This window comes from Ralstonia sp. UNC404CL21Col (genome assembly GCF_000620465.1).
Classification (GTDB): domain Bacteria; phylum Pseudomonadota; class Gammaproteobacteria; order Burkholderiales; family Burkholderiaceae; genus Ralstonia; species Ralstonia flatus.
Genome location: NZ_JIBE01000004.1, coordinates 163,846 through 179,726 on the forward strand (window position 1 = coordinate 163,846; position 15,881 = coordinate 179,726).

A 15,881-nucleotide genomic window follows, 5' to 3' on the forward strand; every position below is an offset into this window, starting at 1 on the left:
TGACGCTCCTACCGATCCTGCTTGCGCAGCATCAGCAAGGTGGCGCCCAGGATGAATGGCACCGCCGCCAGCAGCGGCCAGAAGGCGCTGCCCAGCGCGCCCACATCCAGCGCCTTGCTGAACACGCCGCGGCTGATCGTCAGGAAATGCGTGGCCGGATACACGCGCCCGATCACAGCGCCCGCCCCTTCCAGCGACGACACCGGATTGAGCAGTCCTGCAAACTGCACGCACGGAATGATCGTGCCGATCATGGTGACAAACATGGCCGCAATCTGGCTTTGCGTGAAGGTGGAGGCAAACAACCCGAAACCCGTCGAGCACGTCACGAAAATTAGCGCCCCCAGCGCGAGCGTCGCAAAGCTGCCCTTGATGGGCACACCGAACACCGTCACCGCCAGCAGCGCCAGCAAGAAGAAGTTCAGCATGGCGAGCACGATGTACGGCGCCTGCTTGCCGAGCACGAATTCCGCACGCGTGACCGGCGTCACGTAGAAATTGATGATGGAGCCCAGCTCCTTTTCTCGCACCACCGACAACGCCGCCAGCATGGCGGGAATCATCATCAGCAGCATTGGAATCACGGCGGGCACCATGGCAGGCAGGCTTTTCACGTCGGGGTTATAGCGATAGCGCGTTTCGATGCTGCTGGGCGCCGCCGGGCGCACGCCCAGCCGGTGCACGGCCGCATCTGCCAGCCAGAGCTGGTGGATGGCCTGCACGTAACCGCGCACGGTTTCCGCGCGGGTGGGCATGGCGCCGTCCACCCAGGCACCGATCTGCACGGCCGTGCCTCGCTCCACGTCGCGCGCAAAGCCAGGCGGAATTTCGATTGCCAGCGACAGCTCGCCGTTGCGCATGCGGCGGTCCAACTCAGCGTAGTCGCGAATCGGGGGTTTTTCGATGAAATAACGGGAGCCGGCCAGGTTGAGCGTGTAGTCGTGTGAAAGCACGGTCTGGTCGCGGTCGAGCACGGCGTAGGTCAGGTTCTCCACATCGAGGCTGATGCCGTATCCGATGATGAACATCAGGATGGCCGTGCCCAGCAGCGCCAGCGTGGCGCGCACGCGGTCGCGGCGCAGTTCCAGGGCCTCACGCAGCGAGTAGCTCATCGCACGCGCCAGACTGAAGCGGCGCCCGGCCGACATGTCGGTAGGCGCACGGCTTGGCGCCGCGCGCTCCGGCAGCGGCGCGGCAACCTCGTCGGCACCCGCAGACGCTTCGGCCGCCTCCTGCAGATAAGCGATGAACGCTTGCTCCAGCGTCTCTGTACCCCGGGCACGCACCAGCGCGGCGGGCGCATCGCTCACCAGCACGCGGCCCGCATGCATGAGCGAGATGCGGTCGCATCGCTCGGCCTCGTTCATGAAATGCGTGGAGATGAAGATGGTCACGCGATCCCGCCGCGCGAGGTCGATCATCAGGCGCCAGAACATGTCGCGGGCGACCGGGTCCACGCCGGAGGTCGGCTCGTCCAGGATCAGCAACTCGGGCTTGTGCACCATCGCCACGGCCAGTGAGAGGCGCTGCCGCATGCCCAGCGGCACGCTCTGGGGCAGGCTGTCGGCCGCCTCCTGCAGCCCGAAGCGGGTCAGCATCTCAGCCACACGCGACTGCACTTCCGGCTCGGGCACCTGGAACAGGCGCGCATGCAGGACAAGGTTCTGGCGCACCGTCAACTCGCCATACAGCGAGAACGCCTGCGACATGTAGCCCACGCGGCGGCGTGTGTCGATGTCCTTCGGGTCGACCGGATGGCCGAACAGCCATGCCTGCCCTTCGCTGGCAGGCAGCAGGCCGGTGAGCATCTTCATGGTGGTCGATTTTCCGCAGCCGTTGGAGCCGAGAAAACCGAAGATCTCTCCACGACGGATGCGGAAGTCGACGTGATCGACGGCAACGAAGTCGCCGAAGCGCATGGCCAGGCCGCTCGCCTGCACAGCCACATCGTCTTCTGCACCGGCCACCAGGGGTGGCACCACCACGGCCTGATGGCCCTGCCGGCGCGTTGGCGGCAACAGCGCGATGAAGGCGGCCTCAAGCGAATCGGCACCGGCGCGGCTGCGCAGCTCGGCCGGCGTGCCGGTGGCGAGCACCTGCCCGGCGTCCATGGCGACAAGCCAGTCGAAGCGCTCGGCCTCTTCCATGTACGCGGTGGCCACGATCACGCTCATGCCGGGGCGTGCGACGCGAATACTGGCAATCAGGTCCCAGAACTGCCTGCGCGAAAGCGGGTCGACGCCCGTGGTCGGTTCATCGAGGATCAGCAGATCCGGGTCGTGGATCAGCGCGCAGCACAACGCCAGCTTCTGTTTCATGCCGCCCGAGAGCTTGCCTGCAGGCCGTGAGAGAAACGCCCGCAGGCCGGTGCTGGCCGTGAGTGCATCAATGCGGCGGCGGCGCTCCGCTGCATCGTGGCCGAACAGGCGCCCGAAGAACTGCAGGTTCTCTTCGATCGACAACGTGGGATACAGGTTGCGCCCCAACCCTTGCGGCATGTAGGCGATGCGTGGGCCGACGGCGGCGCGCGCCCGGCGGTCGGCCATGTCGCTGCCCAGCACATGGACGGAGCCCTCCTGCAGGGCCCGGGCACCCGCCACCAGAGACAGCAGGCTGGACTTGCCAACGCCGTCCGGGCCGATCAACCCGACCATGCGGCCGGCGGGCAGGTCGAGCGTGACGCCATCCAGCGCGAGTGTCTTGCGGTAGCGCAGGCGCACGCCGGCCAGGCTGGCCACCGGCGCCGCCGGGCGCGCGTCAGGCGAGGCGCATGGGTCGGCAGAGGCGGTCACTGCGGAACCTTGATCGCTAGGCTGGCCGGCCATTCGGCTTGCGCGTCGAGCTTGAGCCACGCCACGCCGGGCAAGCCGGTCTTCACCAGCTTCAGGTGCTTGCGCAGCAGATCGCGATCGATCTGCGCCTTGACGCGGAACATCAGCTTCTGGCGCTCGCTGGCCGTTTCCACGGTCTTGGGCGTGAATTGCGCGGTGCTGGCGACAAACGACACGCGCGCCGGAATGACATATTGCGGCGCTGCGTCGAGCACGATACGCACCTCGCTGCCCATGGCGATGCGGCCCGCGTCCGTCTCCGGCACGAAGAAAATCATGTAGACGTCGGACAGATCGACGAGATTGAGCAGCCGCCCGCCGCCGGCCAGGACCTCGCCGGGCTGGGCGATGCGGTATTGCACGCGGGCATCGCGCGGCGCCGTCAGGGCGCTGTCATCGATATCGGCCTTGATGCGCAGTACGGTGGCGTCTGCCGCCTTGACGGTGGCACCGGCGCCGGCCACCTGTGTACGCGCGGCCAATACGGCTGCCTGCGCCGCCTCGGCTTGCGCGCGGGCCGCCACCAGCGCGGCCTTGGCGCTGCGCACGCGGGCGCGGTCGTCGTCCAGCTCCTGCATCGACGATGCCCCTTCGTGCGACAGCGTCTCGGAACGCGCCAGCCGGCGCTGCGCGGCGTCGAGGTCGCTCTCACGCAGAGCAATTTGCGCGAGAGCCGCTTGCCTATCGGCTTCTCGCACGGCCACCTGCGCCTGTGCGCTCGCCACGGCAGAGACCGATTGCTGCTGCCGCGCCAGAGCCTCGTCGCGCTGCGCTTCCAGCGTCTGCACCTGCATGTGTGCAAGCGGCTGCCCTGCCGTCACGAAGTCGCCCTCGTCCACCAGGATGTCCTGCACGCGGCCGGGGAGCTTGGTTGCCACGTCGATTTCGGTGGCTTCGATGCGGCCGTTGCCGCTCACAAAGCCCTTGCCGGGCCCTTCTTGCCTTAAAGCCTTCCACGCGAACGCCGCTCCGGCTGCCACCAGGGCGGCCGCCAGCAGCGCAATCCATCGTTGTTGGGGAGTCGTCGTCATGGTGTTGTTCGGCCCGATACGCGCGGGGCCGGCGTCAGGCTCAGAGGATGGGGTTGCGGATCGGTTGCGGATTCGACGGCCTGCGTGCCACCGCCCAGTGCCGCATACAGACCAACGCGGCTGGAGAGAAGCGCGCGACGCATTTGCACCAGTTGCTGCTGCGCGGCCAGCAGATCGCGCTGGGCGTCGAGCACCTCCAGGAACGTCGATGCTCCCGCGTCGAAGCGCAGTTGCGACAGCCGCGCCCGTTCGGTCTGCGCGGCCAATGCGGCCTGTGCAATGTCGAGCTGTTCGGCCAGCCACCTGCGTGCCGACAGCGCGTCGGACACGTCGCGGAATGCGCCTTGTACGGTCTTTTCGTAGGCGGCCACGGCGAGGTCTCGGCGGGCTTCTGCCAGGTCGAGGTTGCTGCGCAGCTTCCCACCTTCAAACAGCGGCAGGCTGATGCTCGGCGCAAACACCCAGGCGCGTGTGCCGGGTGCGAACAGATTGCCCAGTTCGGGGCCGACGGTGCCGTAAGCGCCCGTCAGCGCGACGCGCGGAAAGAACGCCGCCCGTGCCGCGCCGATGCTGGCGTGCGCAGCCCGCAGCCGATGCTCCGCAGCTGCAATGTCCGGGCGCTGCGTCAGCAGATCGGAAGGCAGACCGGCGCGCAGCTCGGCCAGCATGTGGCGCTCGTCAAGCGGCTCGGCAACCGGTGGCAAGTCGATGGGCTTGCCGACAAGCACGGCCAAGCCGTGCGCTTGAACGTCGCGCGCCTGCCGTAGTTGCGTCAGCAGCGCCTGCGCCTGGGTCAGCAGGGTCTCGACCTGCGTTTGGTTCAACCGTGAAGTGGCCCCGACCGCCACCCGGCGCGAGAAGATGCGCAGTGTCTCGGTGCGGCTGTCTACGGTCTGCTGGGCCAGCGTGATCCGCTCGTCCAGTTCACGCAGGACCAGGTAGCTGTGGGCCACCTGTGCGATCAGCCCAAGCGCGACCGCGCGGCGCGCTGCGTCGGAAGCTACGTAGCTCTCCAGAGCGGCGTCGTTGAGGTTGCGCACGCGCCCCCAGAAATCGATCTCCCAGCTGGAGACACCCGCCCCAACCTGGTACTGGGTGACACGCATCGGCATGCCGAATGGGCTGACGTCTGCCGGAATGCTCAGGCGGCTGATGCCGGCCTGCGCGTCGAGGTGCGGAAAAGACTCCGAGCGCTGGATGCCAAACGCGGCACGCGCCTCTTCCACGCGCAGCACGGCAGTGCGCAAGTCACGGTTGTTCTCCAGCGCTTGGGCGATCAGGGCCTGCAGGCGCGTGTCCGTAAAGTACGCCTGCCAGCCCGTGGCGGCGGCCGACAGGCCGTCCGTGCCGTCGTCGGTGTCGTAGTGCTGGGCTACAGGCAACGCGGGCGCCTCGTAAGGCGGCGCCATCGAGATGCAAGCCGACAGGGCCAGCAATGCGGCGGCCGCCATCGCCGCCGTGCGCGTGCCTGCGTACCTGCCATCTTGCAGGCGTTGTTTCTCCACACGCATCTATTTCTCCAGCACGTAGGTGCCGGGCGCGTCGGCCAATGGCGGCGATCCTGGAACGCCCATCTTCGGCGGCTTCACCACTGCCGAGCCCGATGCATGCGCAACGAGCCATGCATGCCACGCCGGCCACCAAGAGCCGTCTGTGGCCGGTGCCGAGGCCAGCCAGTCATCCGGCGCCGCCGATGTCTCGCCTGCATGGCGTGTCTGCATCTGGAACCGTCGATGCGAGTTGGTCGGCGGGCTGACGATGCCGGCGTTATGGCCGCCGCTGGTCAACACGAACGTCAGCTCAGCTTCGGTCAGGTGATGCAGCTTGTAGACGGAGCGCCAGGGTGCAACGTGGTCGGTCAGCGTGCCCACCACAAAGATGGGCAAATCGATATCGTTGAGCGCCACGGGCTTGCCGTTGACGGGGTAGTGGCCCTCGCTCAGGTCGTCGTTCAGGAACAGGTGCCGCAGGTACTGGCTGTGCATGCGCGCGGGCATGCGCGTGGCATCGGCGTTCCAGGCCATCAGGTCGTTCATGGGCGCACGGTCGCCCAGCAGGTATTCGCCCACCAAGCGCGACCACAGCAAGTCGTACGAGCGCAGCATCTGGAAGGCACCGGCCATCTGGCTGGCGCGCAGATAGCCAGTCTGGTCCATCTGTGCTTCAAGCAGGCTGACCTGGGCCTCGTCGATGAACAGCCCCAGTTCGCCCGGCTCGCAGAAGTCTGTCTGCGCGGCAAACAGCGTCATGGACGCCAGCCGCGCATCGCCATCGCGCGCCATGGCCGCTGCGGCAATGGCCAATAGCGTGCCCCCAAGGCAGTAGCCGGTCGCATGTACGCGCTGGCCCGGCACGATGGCATTGACGGCATCGAGCGCGGCAAAGACGCCGAGCTTGAGGTAGTCGTCCATGTCGAGGGCGCGATCCGCCTCGTCAGGGTTCTTCCAGGAGATGCAGAACACGGTATGGCCCTGCTCGACCAGATAGCGGATCAGCGAGTTTTGCGGCGACAGATCGAGGATGTAGTACTTCATGATCCAGGCCGGCACGATCAGGATGGGCTCGGCCTGGACCTTGCCCGTGGCCGGCGTGTACTGGATCAGCTCGATGAGACGGTTGAGCAGGACCACCTTGCCGGGCGTGATGGCCACGTCGCGGCCCACCATAAAGCGTTCGGTACCGGCAGCGGGCGCGCCGCTCATGGAGCGCTCCAGATCGTCAAGCGCATTGAGCGCGCCGCGCACAAGATTGGTGCCGTGCTGTTCAAAGGTCCGGCGCAGGACAATCGGATTGGTTGCCAATTGATTGCCCGGCGACATCATGTCGAGCCACTGACGCGCAGCAAAGGCGACCACGTCCTCATGATGTTTGGCGACTCCCCACACGCCGCGCGTTGCGGCCTCCCACCATTGTTCTGTCAAGAGGAAGGCCTGATGCAGCACGTTGAACGGCCATAAGCGCCACTCGTCGGCAGAGAAACGACGGTCGCGGGCGGGCGGCTGGACGCAAAGACACGCGTTCTGGGGCCCGGATGCCATGCAGTTCCGGATGTAACCATCGAGTTGTTGGGCCTGCGTCAGCGCCAAACGGTACAGATCCAGCTGCTTGCCGGGCGAGACGGCCAGATGCAGCGCCCAGTCGAGCAGCGCCAGTTGCATCGATGCAAGCGACAGCGAATTGGAGGCGCGGGCCAGCGCGGCGTGAAACGGTAGGTCGATCTGCTCTGCAGTCGGCGGAGACGGCACGGGGGCGGTGCGCATGGTCGAGGCGTCAAACGATTGCGAAATATGCAATCCATTAGATGCCAGGGGCTAAGGCCCGGACTTGACGCACCTCAAACTGGGACAAGAGGGCCGACTCTAGGTGGTTTCACAGAAACGACATCTGTGCCCTCGATCTTTGAGACAAACGGGAGCCGTTGCCCGCTCTCTCGCAGGCTCCCCAGGCCTGATACCTCTGGTCGCTACCGACGCACAGGCTCCCCCCGCATATCAGCCGACCCGCCCGAACCTGCAGCAGCACCCGTCCCCGGCAACCCATCGCTGCCACCAGAGCCTCGCGATCCTGCAGCCGTGGCGGCGCCATCGGAGGTAGACGCTTTCGGCGCGGATGCAGGCTGTGCACCGGGACGCCGAGGCACATTCCCGGTCGCCTTCCGTTGGACCGCGGCTCGTCCATCCGGCGACGTCGAATGCGTCTGGGCTGGCTGGGCGAACGACAAGCCGCTTCCGAGTCCGAACAGAAACAGCAGCCCTGCTGCCGCGTTTATCTGCACTTTCCTCACGCGTTCCATGCTGAGCCTCCGTCGTCTTCCGTGTTGGAAAGCAGTGGACATGCCACCGGCTTCGGCCCGCAGTCACGATTCTTGCTGCCCGGCTTGCTCTTCTGCGCGCTTTTGCGCTGCGTCTCCACCGCGAAGCCCCAAGACACGGAGTGTCCTATGCACGACGACTTCAAGCCGGCCCGACGCCGTTTGCTCAAGGCCCTGGGGATCACGCTGCCTGCCTCGACAACCGTATTTGCCGTGGCGCAAAGCCCGCCGGCGCGCACACCGGCGCCCCCGCCTGGAATGACGAGCGCGCCGCATCCGACGGCCGCCGCAGGCGCAAGCGCACCCGAACCCGTCAGTCTTTTCTTCAATGCCGATGAAAAAGCGGCCGTCGATGCGATCGTCGCGCGGCTGATTCCGGCAGACGAACTCGGGCCTGGTGCGAAAGAGGCTGGCGTCACGGTGTTTCTGGATCGACAACTGGCGGGCAGTTTCGGCAGCGGCGCGAACTTTTATCGCCATGGCCCCTTCCAGCAAGGCACACCGGAACAGGGCTATCAGCTGGCGCTGACACCGGCGGAATGCTACCGCCTCGGGCTGGCGGCATTGGACCGCGTCTGTGCAAGCCGTTATGGCGGAAAGCGATTCGCCCAGCTCGATGCAGCAACGCAGGATGCGGTGCTCAGCGACGCTGAAGCCGGCAAGCTTGAGATGGACGCCGTGCCGAGCGCGGTGTTCTTCCAGATGCTGCTGGACGGCGCTGTCGAGGGCTATTTCTCCGACCCGCTCTACGGCGGCAATCGCGACATGGTGGGCTGGAAGCTGGTTGGTTTTCCGGGTGCGATGGCCAGTTTTGCCAATGACATCGAGCGCCACAATCAGCCCTACACGCGCGCGCCTGTTTCGATTGCCACGGCACACCCGCACGACATGGCAACAGCGCCACCGCGCTCGGAAGCCCAACCGATTGCCTTCGTCGCGCTTGCAAGTAACGAGGTATGCCGCAGCCGCACGGGCACCGATCACGGAGGCGGCGAATGAAGACATTGCCTCCCGTGGATGCCGTGATCATCGGCGGCGGCTGGACCGGCGCCATCATCGGCAAGGAGTTGGCGGCACATGGCTCGCGTGTGGTGGTGATGGAGCGTGGGCAGCCCCGCTGGCCGTCGCCCGATTTTCAGGCGCCGGCAATCCACGACGAACTGAAATACACGCGCCGGCATGCGCTGCACCAGGACACGTCGACCGAGACCTTCACCTTCCGCAACCGCAGCGACCAGGTGGCCTTGCCGATGCGCCGCTGGCAGTTCGCCTATCCGGCCACGCATCTGGGCGGCGCCGGCAACCACTGGTCCGGCGCCTATTACCGATTCGACCCAACCGACCTCAAGCTGCGCAGCCACTATCGCCAGCGCTATGGCGACCGCATCTTCGACGCCAACCTCACCGCCCAGGACTGGCCTCTCACCTACGACGAGCTGGAACCGTATTACGACCGCTTCGACTACCTGATCGGCGCGTCGGGTTTTGCCGGCAACCTGAAGGGGCAGTTGCAGCCAGGCGGCAACCCCTTCGAGCCGTGGCGCTCGCGGCCGTATCCGAATCCGCCGATGAAGGTGCCGTTTGCATCGGCATTGTTCGGCACGGCTGCAGCATCAATGGGATACCACCCTTACATCCAGCCCTCTGCGCTGTGCACGCGCCCCTACGTGAATACCGAGGGGCTGCCGATGAATGCATGCGTGTATTGCGGCTTTTGCTCCAACTTCGGCTGCGAGCATTTTGCGAAGGCGTCCCCGCAAATCTGTGTCCTGCCGGCCGCGCTCAAGCTCAACACGTTTGAGCTGCGCACGAACGCCCACGTGCTGAAGGTCGAGCTGGACGAAGCGCGCAAGCATGCGCGAGGCGTGACCTATGTCGACGCGAGCGGCCAGCAGTTTTTCCAGCCCGCAGAGATGGTGGTGCTGTGCGCGTTCAGCGTTCAGAACGTGCGGCTGCTGCTCCTGTCCGGCATCGGCAAGCCTTACGACGCTGCCACGGGTCAAGGCGTGGTGGGCCGCAATTACACGCACCAGACAACGTCCGGCGTGAACCTGTTCTTCGACGAAAAGACGTGGCTCAACCCCTTCATGGGCGCCGGTGCCGCGGCGGTAACGATTGACGACTTCAGCGCCGACAATTTCGACCACGGTCCGCATGGCTTCGTGGGAGGCGGCTACATCCAGATCCAGGTGGTGAGCGGTGCGCCCATCGGATACCACCCGACCCCGCACGGCACCCCGCAGTGGGGCAGCGCCTGGAAGCGTGCCGTGAAGCGCTATTACAACCATTCCGCGTCGATCACGATCACCGGCTCGGCCATGCCGACGCGCGGCGGCTATCTCGACCTGGACCCGACGTACCGCGATGTTTACGGCCTGCCGCTGCTGCGCATCACCTATGACTTTCCCGACAACGACATCCGCATGTCGGCCTTCCTCACCGACCGTGGGAACGCAATCGGCAAGGCCATGCAGGGTGTGGTGGCAACCGAGCCCGGCCCACGCAAGCGGCCATACACGGCGACGAGCTATCAGTCGACGCACCTCACCGGCGGCGCCGCGATCGGCGACGATCCGGCCACCAGTGTCGTCAACCGCTTCGGGCAATGTTGGGATGTGCCCAACGTGTTCGTGACCGGGGCCAGCCTCTTCCCGCAAAACTCGAATTACAACCCCACCGGTACCGTCGGTGCCACCGCGTACTGGATCGCCGACGCCATCAAGGCGCGCTATCTGAAATCCCCGGGGAAGGGGCTGGTATGACCGAAGACCGCCCGCCCCCGCGCCGCCTGCCGGTCGTTTTATGGCTGCTGCCGTTGCTCGGCATTGCGCTGCCGATCGGCGCGGTCTTCTATGACGTGTTGTCGGATCGGGGCATCCCGTCATTCCGCAGACCAAGTCACGCGGAAGACCGTACGAAACCGCCAGGCAACGTGGCGGAAACCGGCACGGCGGTCAGGCGCGCCACCGATTTCATCCCCAAGCCGACAGCGTGGTCCGCCCTGCTGGCGAAGGCGCCGCAAGAGGACACCGAGCGCGGGCGGATCCTTGTCACACAGGGCAGTGGCGCCGTGCCGCCTGCATGCGCAACCTGCCACGGTGCGAGGTCGGTTGCGCCGCAACCGTTTCCTGCACTGGAGGGATTGCCGGCCGAGTACATCGTCAAGCAATTGCTCGACTACCGCAGTGGCGCGCGGCAATCGTCCGTCATGCAACCGGTCGCGCGCGAGTTGTCGGACAGCGATATCACGGCAGTCGCTCGGTACTACGCGGCGCAAGCGCGGTCGGCCACCGCAGCGTTGCCCACGGATGGCGCCGCCGCGAGCTTGCATTGGTCGGGCGACAACGGGCGTGCCCTGCCCGCCTGCGCAGACTGCCACGGCGCCTCCGGACGCGGCGGCGGCCCCGTCTTGCCGCCGCTGACGGGGCAACCCAAGGGCATGGTCGCTGCGCAGCTCAATGCGTTTCGCTCCGGCACGCGCGCCAACGACGACGACGGCGTCATGCGTGCTTTTGCCCGCCGCCTGACCGCTGCCGAGATCGAAGGCCTCGACAACTTCTATGCCGCAGCTTCCTCCCCGCAGGGCGGCGTCCGCAAGCCAGCGCAGTAGAAATCGACCTGCCACATCCCGGTGAGATGAGACGGAACCGCTACTTGTCCCAAGGCGGGGCGTTTCCGTGGTACAACCGGCGCCAGCGTCTCATTCACTTCCTGCATTCAGGTTGACATCGGCGCACTTACGGCCCGATTCCCCTTGCCTCGCGCCGAGGCACAACGACACCTCCATTTAGAGAAAACCGTGTTCACTTGCATCAACCAGAGCTGCGGCACGCAGTGGCAGCTTTCCGACGTCGTCATCAAAGACGAGGGCCAAGGGCCGCTGTTCCGCTGTGCGCTATGCGGCGCACGCAACTATCTCAAACGCGTCGAAACCAAAGACGGCCGGGTCATCTACAAGCAAATCGAAGGCAAGCTGCTCAAGTGATCCAACGCAACGACATGACCATCGAACCGACCGCCGCGCCTTTCAGCACCCTAGCGCTCCCCCCGGCCGTGCTGGCGAACCTCACGCAGCTTGGCTACACCGACATGACGCCGATCCAGGCTGCAAGCCTGCCGATCGCCCTTGCGGGCCACGACCTGATCGCACAGGCAAAAACCGGCAGCGGCAAAACCGCAGCCTTTGCGCTGGCCCTCCTCGCACGGCTCGACGCGCGAAGCTTCGACGTGCAGGCGATGGTGCTCTGCCCGACGCGCGAGCTTGCCGATCAGGTGGCACAGGAGATCCGCCGCCTGGCACGCGCGGAAGAAAACGTAAAGGTGCTGACGCTGTGCGGCGGTACACCGATGCGCCCGCAGGCCGCGAGCCTGGAGCACGGCGCCCACGTCATCGTCGGCACGCCGGGCCGCATCATGGACCATCTGGAGCGGGGCAATCTCACGCTCGGTGCACTGAAGACGCTTGTCCTCGACGAAGCCGACCGCATGCTCGACATGGGCTTCTTCGATGACATTGCGACGGTCGTGCGCCAATGCCCGACCGACCGGCAAACGCTGCTGTTCTCGGCGACGTACCCGGAAGGCATTGCGAAGCTGAGCCAGCGGATTCTGCGCAACCCGAAAGAAGTGAAGCTTGAAGAGCGCCACGACGACAGCAAGATTCGCCAGCGCTTCTACGAGGTGACCGACAGCCAGCGGCTGCATGCCGTGGGACAACTGCTCAAGCACTATCGACCGGTCAGCACGCTCGCGTTCTGCAACACCAAGCAGCAATGCCGAGACCTGCTCGACGTGCTGCGCGCGCAGGGCATTCACGCGCTTGCGCTGCATGGCGAACTCGAACAGCGCGAGCGCGACCAGGTGTTGATCCAGTTTGCGAACCGCAGTTGCTCAGTGCTGGTTGCGACCGACGTTGCCGCGCGAGGGCTCGACATCGCCCAGCTTGAAGCGGTGATCAACGTTGACGTGACGCCCGATCCCGAAGTGCATGTGCACCGGATTGGCCGCACGGGCCGCGCGGATGAGAACGGCTGGGCGTTGAGCCTCGCGAGCATGGACGAGATGGGCCGCGTCGGCAATATCGAAGAAGCGATGGGCCGCGAGGTCGAATGGCACAAGCTCGACGAGCTTGATACCGGCAACGATGCGCCGCTGCTGCCGCCCATGGAAACGCTGCAGATTCTGGGCGGGCGCAAGGAGAAGATCCGCCCCGGCGATGTGCTCGGCGCCTTGACCGGCGATGCCGGCTTTCGCGGCGACCAGATCGGCAAGATCAACGTGACGGAATTCTCGACCTACGTCGCGGTCGAGCGCGGCATCGCACGCGACGCGCTGCGCAAGCTCAACGCCGGCACGGTGAAGGGCAAGAAGGTCAGGGTCCGGCTGATGGAGGAGTGACGCTCTGCCCTGCGCCGCGTGCGGTTGCGGCTCGCGGGGCGCGTGCGACTCAACCCAGCATGGCAGCGGCAACACCCGCCGCCGCACACAACGCCACCACGATCAGCGGTGGCGTTTTCCATCGTGTCAGCAGCAGGAACGCGATCACCGCGACAGCAACATCGCGCCATGACCGCACGGCGCTCGTCCAGACCGGCGTGTAAAGGGCAAACGCCAGCAATCCCACCACGGCCGCATTCACACCCGCCAGCAGCGCTGCCATGGAAGGACGCGCGCGCAATGCCTGCCAATAAGGCAATGCCGCGACGACCAACAGCAGGCCCGGCAGAAAAATACCCACCGTGGCGAGCGCGGCGCCAGCCCAGTGATTGAGCCCCGGTGCGATCGTCCACCCCAGGGACGCGGCGAAGGTGAATAGCGGCCCGGGCACGGCCTGCGCGGCACCGTAGCCGGCCAGAAAATCGTTCGACGCGACCCAACCGGTTGCGACCGTCTGCTGCTCCAGCAGCGGAAGCACGACATGACCACCCCCGAAAACCAACGCGCCCGAACGATAGAACGCATCGAACACCTTCGCGGGCATCCACGGATAAAGGTCCGCGGCAACCGGGAGCCCGAACAGCAGCGCGCAAAACAGCACGAGGCTCGCGATGCTGGCCATGTGAGACACGCGGAATGCGCTGCCCTGCCCTGCCTGCAAGCCAGCAGGCACCGGACGGGCCGATCGGCACAGCAACAGCCCCAGCACGGCGCCCAGCGCAATCACGACCAGTTGCGCGTAGACGGTCGTCAACGCACCAAGCAATGCAATGTTGATCACCGCAATGCCCGCGCGTTGCCAGTCGGGACAGAGCTTGCGCGCCATGTCCCACACGGCCTGCGCCACTACCGCAACGGCAACGAGCTTCAAACCGTGGATCAGGCCTGCGCCGACCGGGCCGCCCAGGCTCGGCGCGAGCATTGCAAAGGCCAGCAGCAACAGGACGGACGGCAGCGTAAAGCCGCACCATGCCGCCAAACCGCCGCGCCATCCGGCCCGGAGCAAGCCGACGGAAAACCCAACTTGGCTGCTGGCCGGCCCCGGCAGAAACTGGCAGAGCCCGACCAGGTCGGTGAATGTGGCGTCGTCGAGCCAACGACGGCGCTCCACGAACTCGCGGCGGAAGTAGCCGATATGCGCGACAGGGCCGCCGAAGCTCGTGAGGCCCAGCTTGAGAAAGACCGCCAACACTTCCATGGCAGAGCCCGCTTGCTGTGTACGGGACGGTGTGGCGGAAGCGGTCATCAGGGCGGGATATCGATGTTTAAGAAACGCGTATTAGAACATTGCCGCCATGGCTTGGAAGGCAACTAAAGTGGCAGGATAGGCGTCGCCGTCACCGTCATTGGACTCTGCCGCGTATCCCATCATGCACTTTGCCCACACCATTGGCGCACAGCGTCATGTGTTCAACGATCTCAAGACGCTTCTGGCCAAAGCCAGCCCAGCGCGCTCCGGCGACTACCTTGCGGGCCTGGGCGCGGCCAGCGAGGGCGAACGCATGGCCGCGCGGATGGCGTTGGCGGACGTGCCGCTGTCGGTCTTCCTCAACGAAGCGCTGGTGCCGTATGAAGACGACGAGGTCACGCGCCTGATTCTGGATCGGCACGACGCGCAGGCCTTCGAGCCGATCGCCTCGCTCACCGTGGGTGAATTTCGGAACTGGCTGCTCCTGCACGAGACCGACAGCGCGACATTGACGAGCGTCGCCGCTGGCATCACGCCGGAAATGGCCGCCGCGGTCAGCAAGCTGATGCGCAACCAGGATCTGATCGCCGTGGCCCGCAAGTGCCGCGTGGTCACGCGCTTTCGCAACACGATCGGTCTGCCGGGCCGGTTGTCAGTCCGGCTGCAGCCCAATCACCCGACGGATGATCCCAAAGGCATTGCTGCGTCGATCATCGATGGCCTGCTCTACGGCTGCGGCGACGCGACCATCGGCATCAACCCCGCCGGCGACAATCTCGGCGCCATCGTTTCGCTGCTGCAACTGGTGGATGAGCTGCGCCATCGCTACGCCATTCCCACGCAGTCGTGCGTGCTGACCCACGTGACGAACACCATGCGCGCCATTGACCAAGGCGCCCCGGTCGACTTGGTGTTCCAGTCGGTGGCCGGCAGCGAGCAAGCCAATGCGGGGTTCGGCATCAGCCTCGCATTGCTGGGCGAAGCGCATGACGCAGCGCAAAGCCTCTCGCGCGGCACGGTCGGCAACAACGTGATGTATTTCGAGACCGGCCAGGGCAGCGCGCTATCGGCCAACGCGCACCACGGCGTCGATCAGCAAACGATGGAAGCGCGGGCCTATGCCGTAGCGCGGGCGTTCTCGCCGTTGCTGGTGAATACGGTCGTCGGCTTCATCGGCCCGGAGTACCTCTACGACGGCAAGCAGATCATCCGCGCCGGATTGGAAGACCATTTCTGCGGCAAGCTGATGGGCCTGCCGATGGGCTGCGACGTCTGCTACACCAACCACGCAGAAGCCGATCAGGACGACATGGATACGCTGCTGACGCTGTTTGGCGTGGCGGGCATCCATTTCATCATGGGCGTGCCGGGCGCTGACGACATCATGCTGAACTACCAGAGCACGTCGTTTCACGACGCCCTCTATCTGCGCGACACGCTCGGCCTGCGGCCTGCACCGGAGTTCGAGGCGTGGCTGCAAAGCATGGGCATCGTCGATGCGACCGGCCGCCTGCAAGACGCCACGGCGCGGCAACCGCTGCTGCAATTGGCTCACGCACTGTGAACCCGGTGGAGAAGCCGAA

General features: G+C 65.8%; 11 protein-coding genes. 6 read left to right on the forward strand and 5 right to left on the reverse strand.

What is annotated here, in order from left to right:
* Window positions 1-8 precede the first annotated feature (8 nt).
* Genes rbbA through N511_RS0108980 form a run of 4 tightly spaced genes read right to left on the reverse strand, consistent with a single transcriptional unit; the run spans window position 9 to window position 7,122 of the window.
* On the reverse strand, window positions 9-2,825 hold the full coding sequence (gene rbbA, locus N511_RS0108965) for a ribosome-associated ATPase/putative transporter RbbA (RefSeq protein ID WP_081785337.1): 2,817 nt from the start codon (window positions 2,823-2,825) through the stop codon (window positions 9-11).
* On the reverse strand, window positions 2,789-3,862 hold the full coding sequence (locus tag N511_RS0108970; protein ID WP_027678988.1) for an HlyD family secretion protein: 1,074 nt from the start codon (window positions 3,860-3,862) through the stop codon (window positions 2,789-2,791). Before N511_RS0108970 ends, rbbA begins: the two co-directional genes overlap by 37 nt.
* Complete coding sequence (locus N511_RS23890) at window positions 3,859-5,373, reverse strand: efflux transporter outer membrane subunit (protein WP_081785338.1); 1,515 nt, start codon at window positions 5,371-5,373, stop codon at window positions 3,859-3,861. Before N511_RS23890 ends, N511_RS0108970 begins: the two co-directional genes overlap by 4 nt.
* The gene (locus N511_RS0108980; protein ID WP_027678989.1) at window positions 5,374-7,122 is read right to left on the reverse strand and encodes a PHA/PHB synthase family protein; all 1,749 of its coding nucleotides are present in this window, start codon (window positions 7,120-7,122) and stop codon (window positions 5,374-5,376) included.
* A 398-nt stretch (window positions 7,123-7,520) separates the two neighbouring features.
* On the opposite strand from N511_RS0108980, the gene N511_RS23895 reads away from it, so the two are divergent.
* From N511_RS23895 to dbpA, 5 genes are all read left to right on the forward strand, one after another.
* Entirely contained in the window at window positions 7,521-8,672 is a 1,152-nt protein-coding gene (locus N511_RS23895; protein WP_231479600.1) for a gluconate 2-dehydrogenase subunit 3 family protein, read from the forward strand.
* Window positions 8,669-10,435, forward strand: a complete 1,767-nt coding sequence (locus N511_RS0108990) for a GMC family oxidoreductase (protein ID WP_027678990.1) — start codon at window positions 8,669-8,671, stop codon at window positions 10,433-10,435. Before N511_RS23895 ends, N511_RS0108990 begins: the two co-directional genes overlap by 4 nt.
* Complete coding sequence (locus N511_RS23900) at window positions 10,432-11,283, forward strand: c-type cytochrome (RefSeq protein ID WP_051530861.1); 852 nt, start codon at window positions 10,432-10,434, stop codon at window positions 11,281-11,283. Before N511_RS0108990 ends, N511_RS23900 begins: the two co-directional genes overlap by 4 nt.
* A gap of 189 nt (window positions 11,284-11,472) precedes the next feature.
* On the forward strand, window positions 11,473-11,658 hold the full coding sequence (locus N511_RS0109000; RefSeq protein WP_027678991.1) for a hypothetical protein: 186 nt from the start codon (window positions 11,473-11,475) through the stop codon (window positions 11,656-11,658).
* Between the two features lie 14 nt (window positions 11,659-11,672).
* A complete protein-coding gene (gene dbpA / locus N511_RS0109005) occupies window positions 11,673-13,070 on the forward strand; it encodes an ATP-dependent RNA helicase DbpA (protein WP_027678992.1) in 1,398 nt (465 codons plus the stop codon).
* Between the two features lie 49 nt (window positions 13,071-13,119).
* On the opposite strand, the gene chrA is transcribed toward dbpA, so the two are convergent.
* Entirely contained in the window at window positions 13,120-14,355 is a 1,236-nt protein-coding gene (chrA, locus tag N511_RS0109010; protein WP_027678993.1) for a chromate efflux transporter, read from the reverse strand.
* 124 nt (window positions 14,356-14,479) lie between these two features.
* On the opposite strand from chrA, the gene N511_RS0109015 reads away from it, so the two are divergent.
* Window positions 14,480-15,862 (forward strand): ethanolamine ammonia-lyase subunit EutB, encoded by a 1,383-nt coding sequence (locus N511_RS0109015; protein WP_027678994.1) that lies wholly within the window; start codon window positions 14,480-14,482, stop codon window positions 15,860-15,862.
* The last annotated feature ends 19 nt before the right edge of the window (window positions 15,863-15,881 follow it).

Coding starts and splice junctions, on each gene's coding strand:
- rbbA (WP_081785337.1), bottom strand. CDS start 2,825: ATGGCCGGCCAGCCTAGCGATCAAGGTTCCGCAGTGACCGCCTCTGCC.
- N511_RS0108970 (WP_027678988.1), bottom strand. CDS start 3,862: ATGACGACGACTCCCCAACAACGATGGATTGCGCTGCTGGCGGCCGCC.
- N511_RS23890 (WP_081785338.1), bottom strand. CDS start 5,373: ATGCGTGTGGAGAAACAACGCCTGCAAGATGGCAGGTACGCAGGCACG.
- N511_RS0108980 (WP_027678989.1), bottom strand. CDS start 7,122: ATGCGCACCGCCCCCGTGCCGTCTCCGCCGACTGCAGAGCAGATCGAC.
- N511_RS0108990 (WP_027678990.1), top strand. CDS start 8,669: ATGAAGACATTGCCTCCCGTGGATGCCGTGATCATCGGCGGCGGCTGG.
- N511_RS23900 (WP_051530861.1), top strand. CDS start 10,432: ATGACCGAAGACCGCCCGCCCCCGCGCCGCCTGCCGGTCGTTTTATGG.
- dbpA (WP_027678992.1), top strand. CDS start 11,673: ATGACCATCGAACCGACCGCCGCGCCTTTCAGCACCCTAGCGCTCCCC.
- chrA (WP_027678993.1), bottom strand. CDS start 14,355: ATGACCGCTTCCGCCACACCGTCCCGTACACAGCAAGCGGGCTCTGCC.
- N511_RS0109015 (WP_027678994.1), top strand. CDS start 14,480: ATGCACTTTGCCCACACCATTGGCGCACAGCGTCATGTGTTCAACGAT.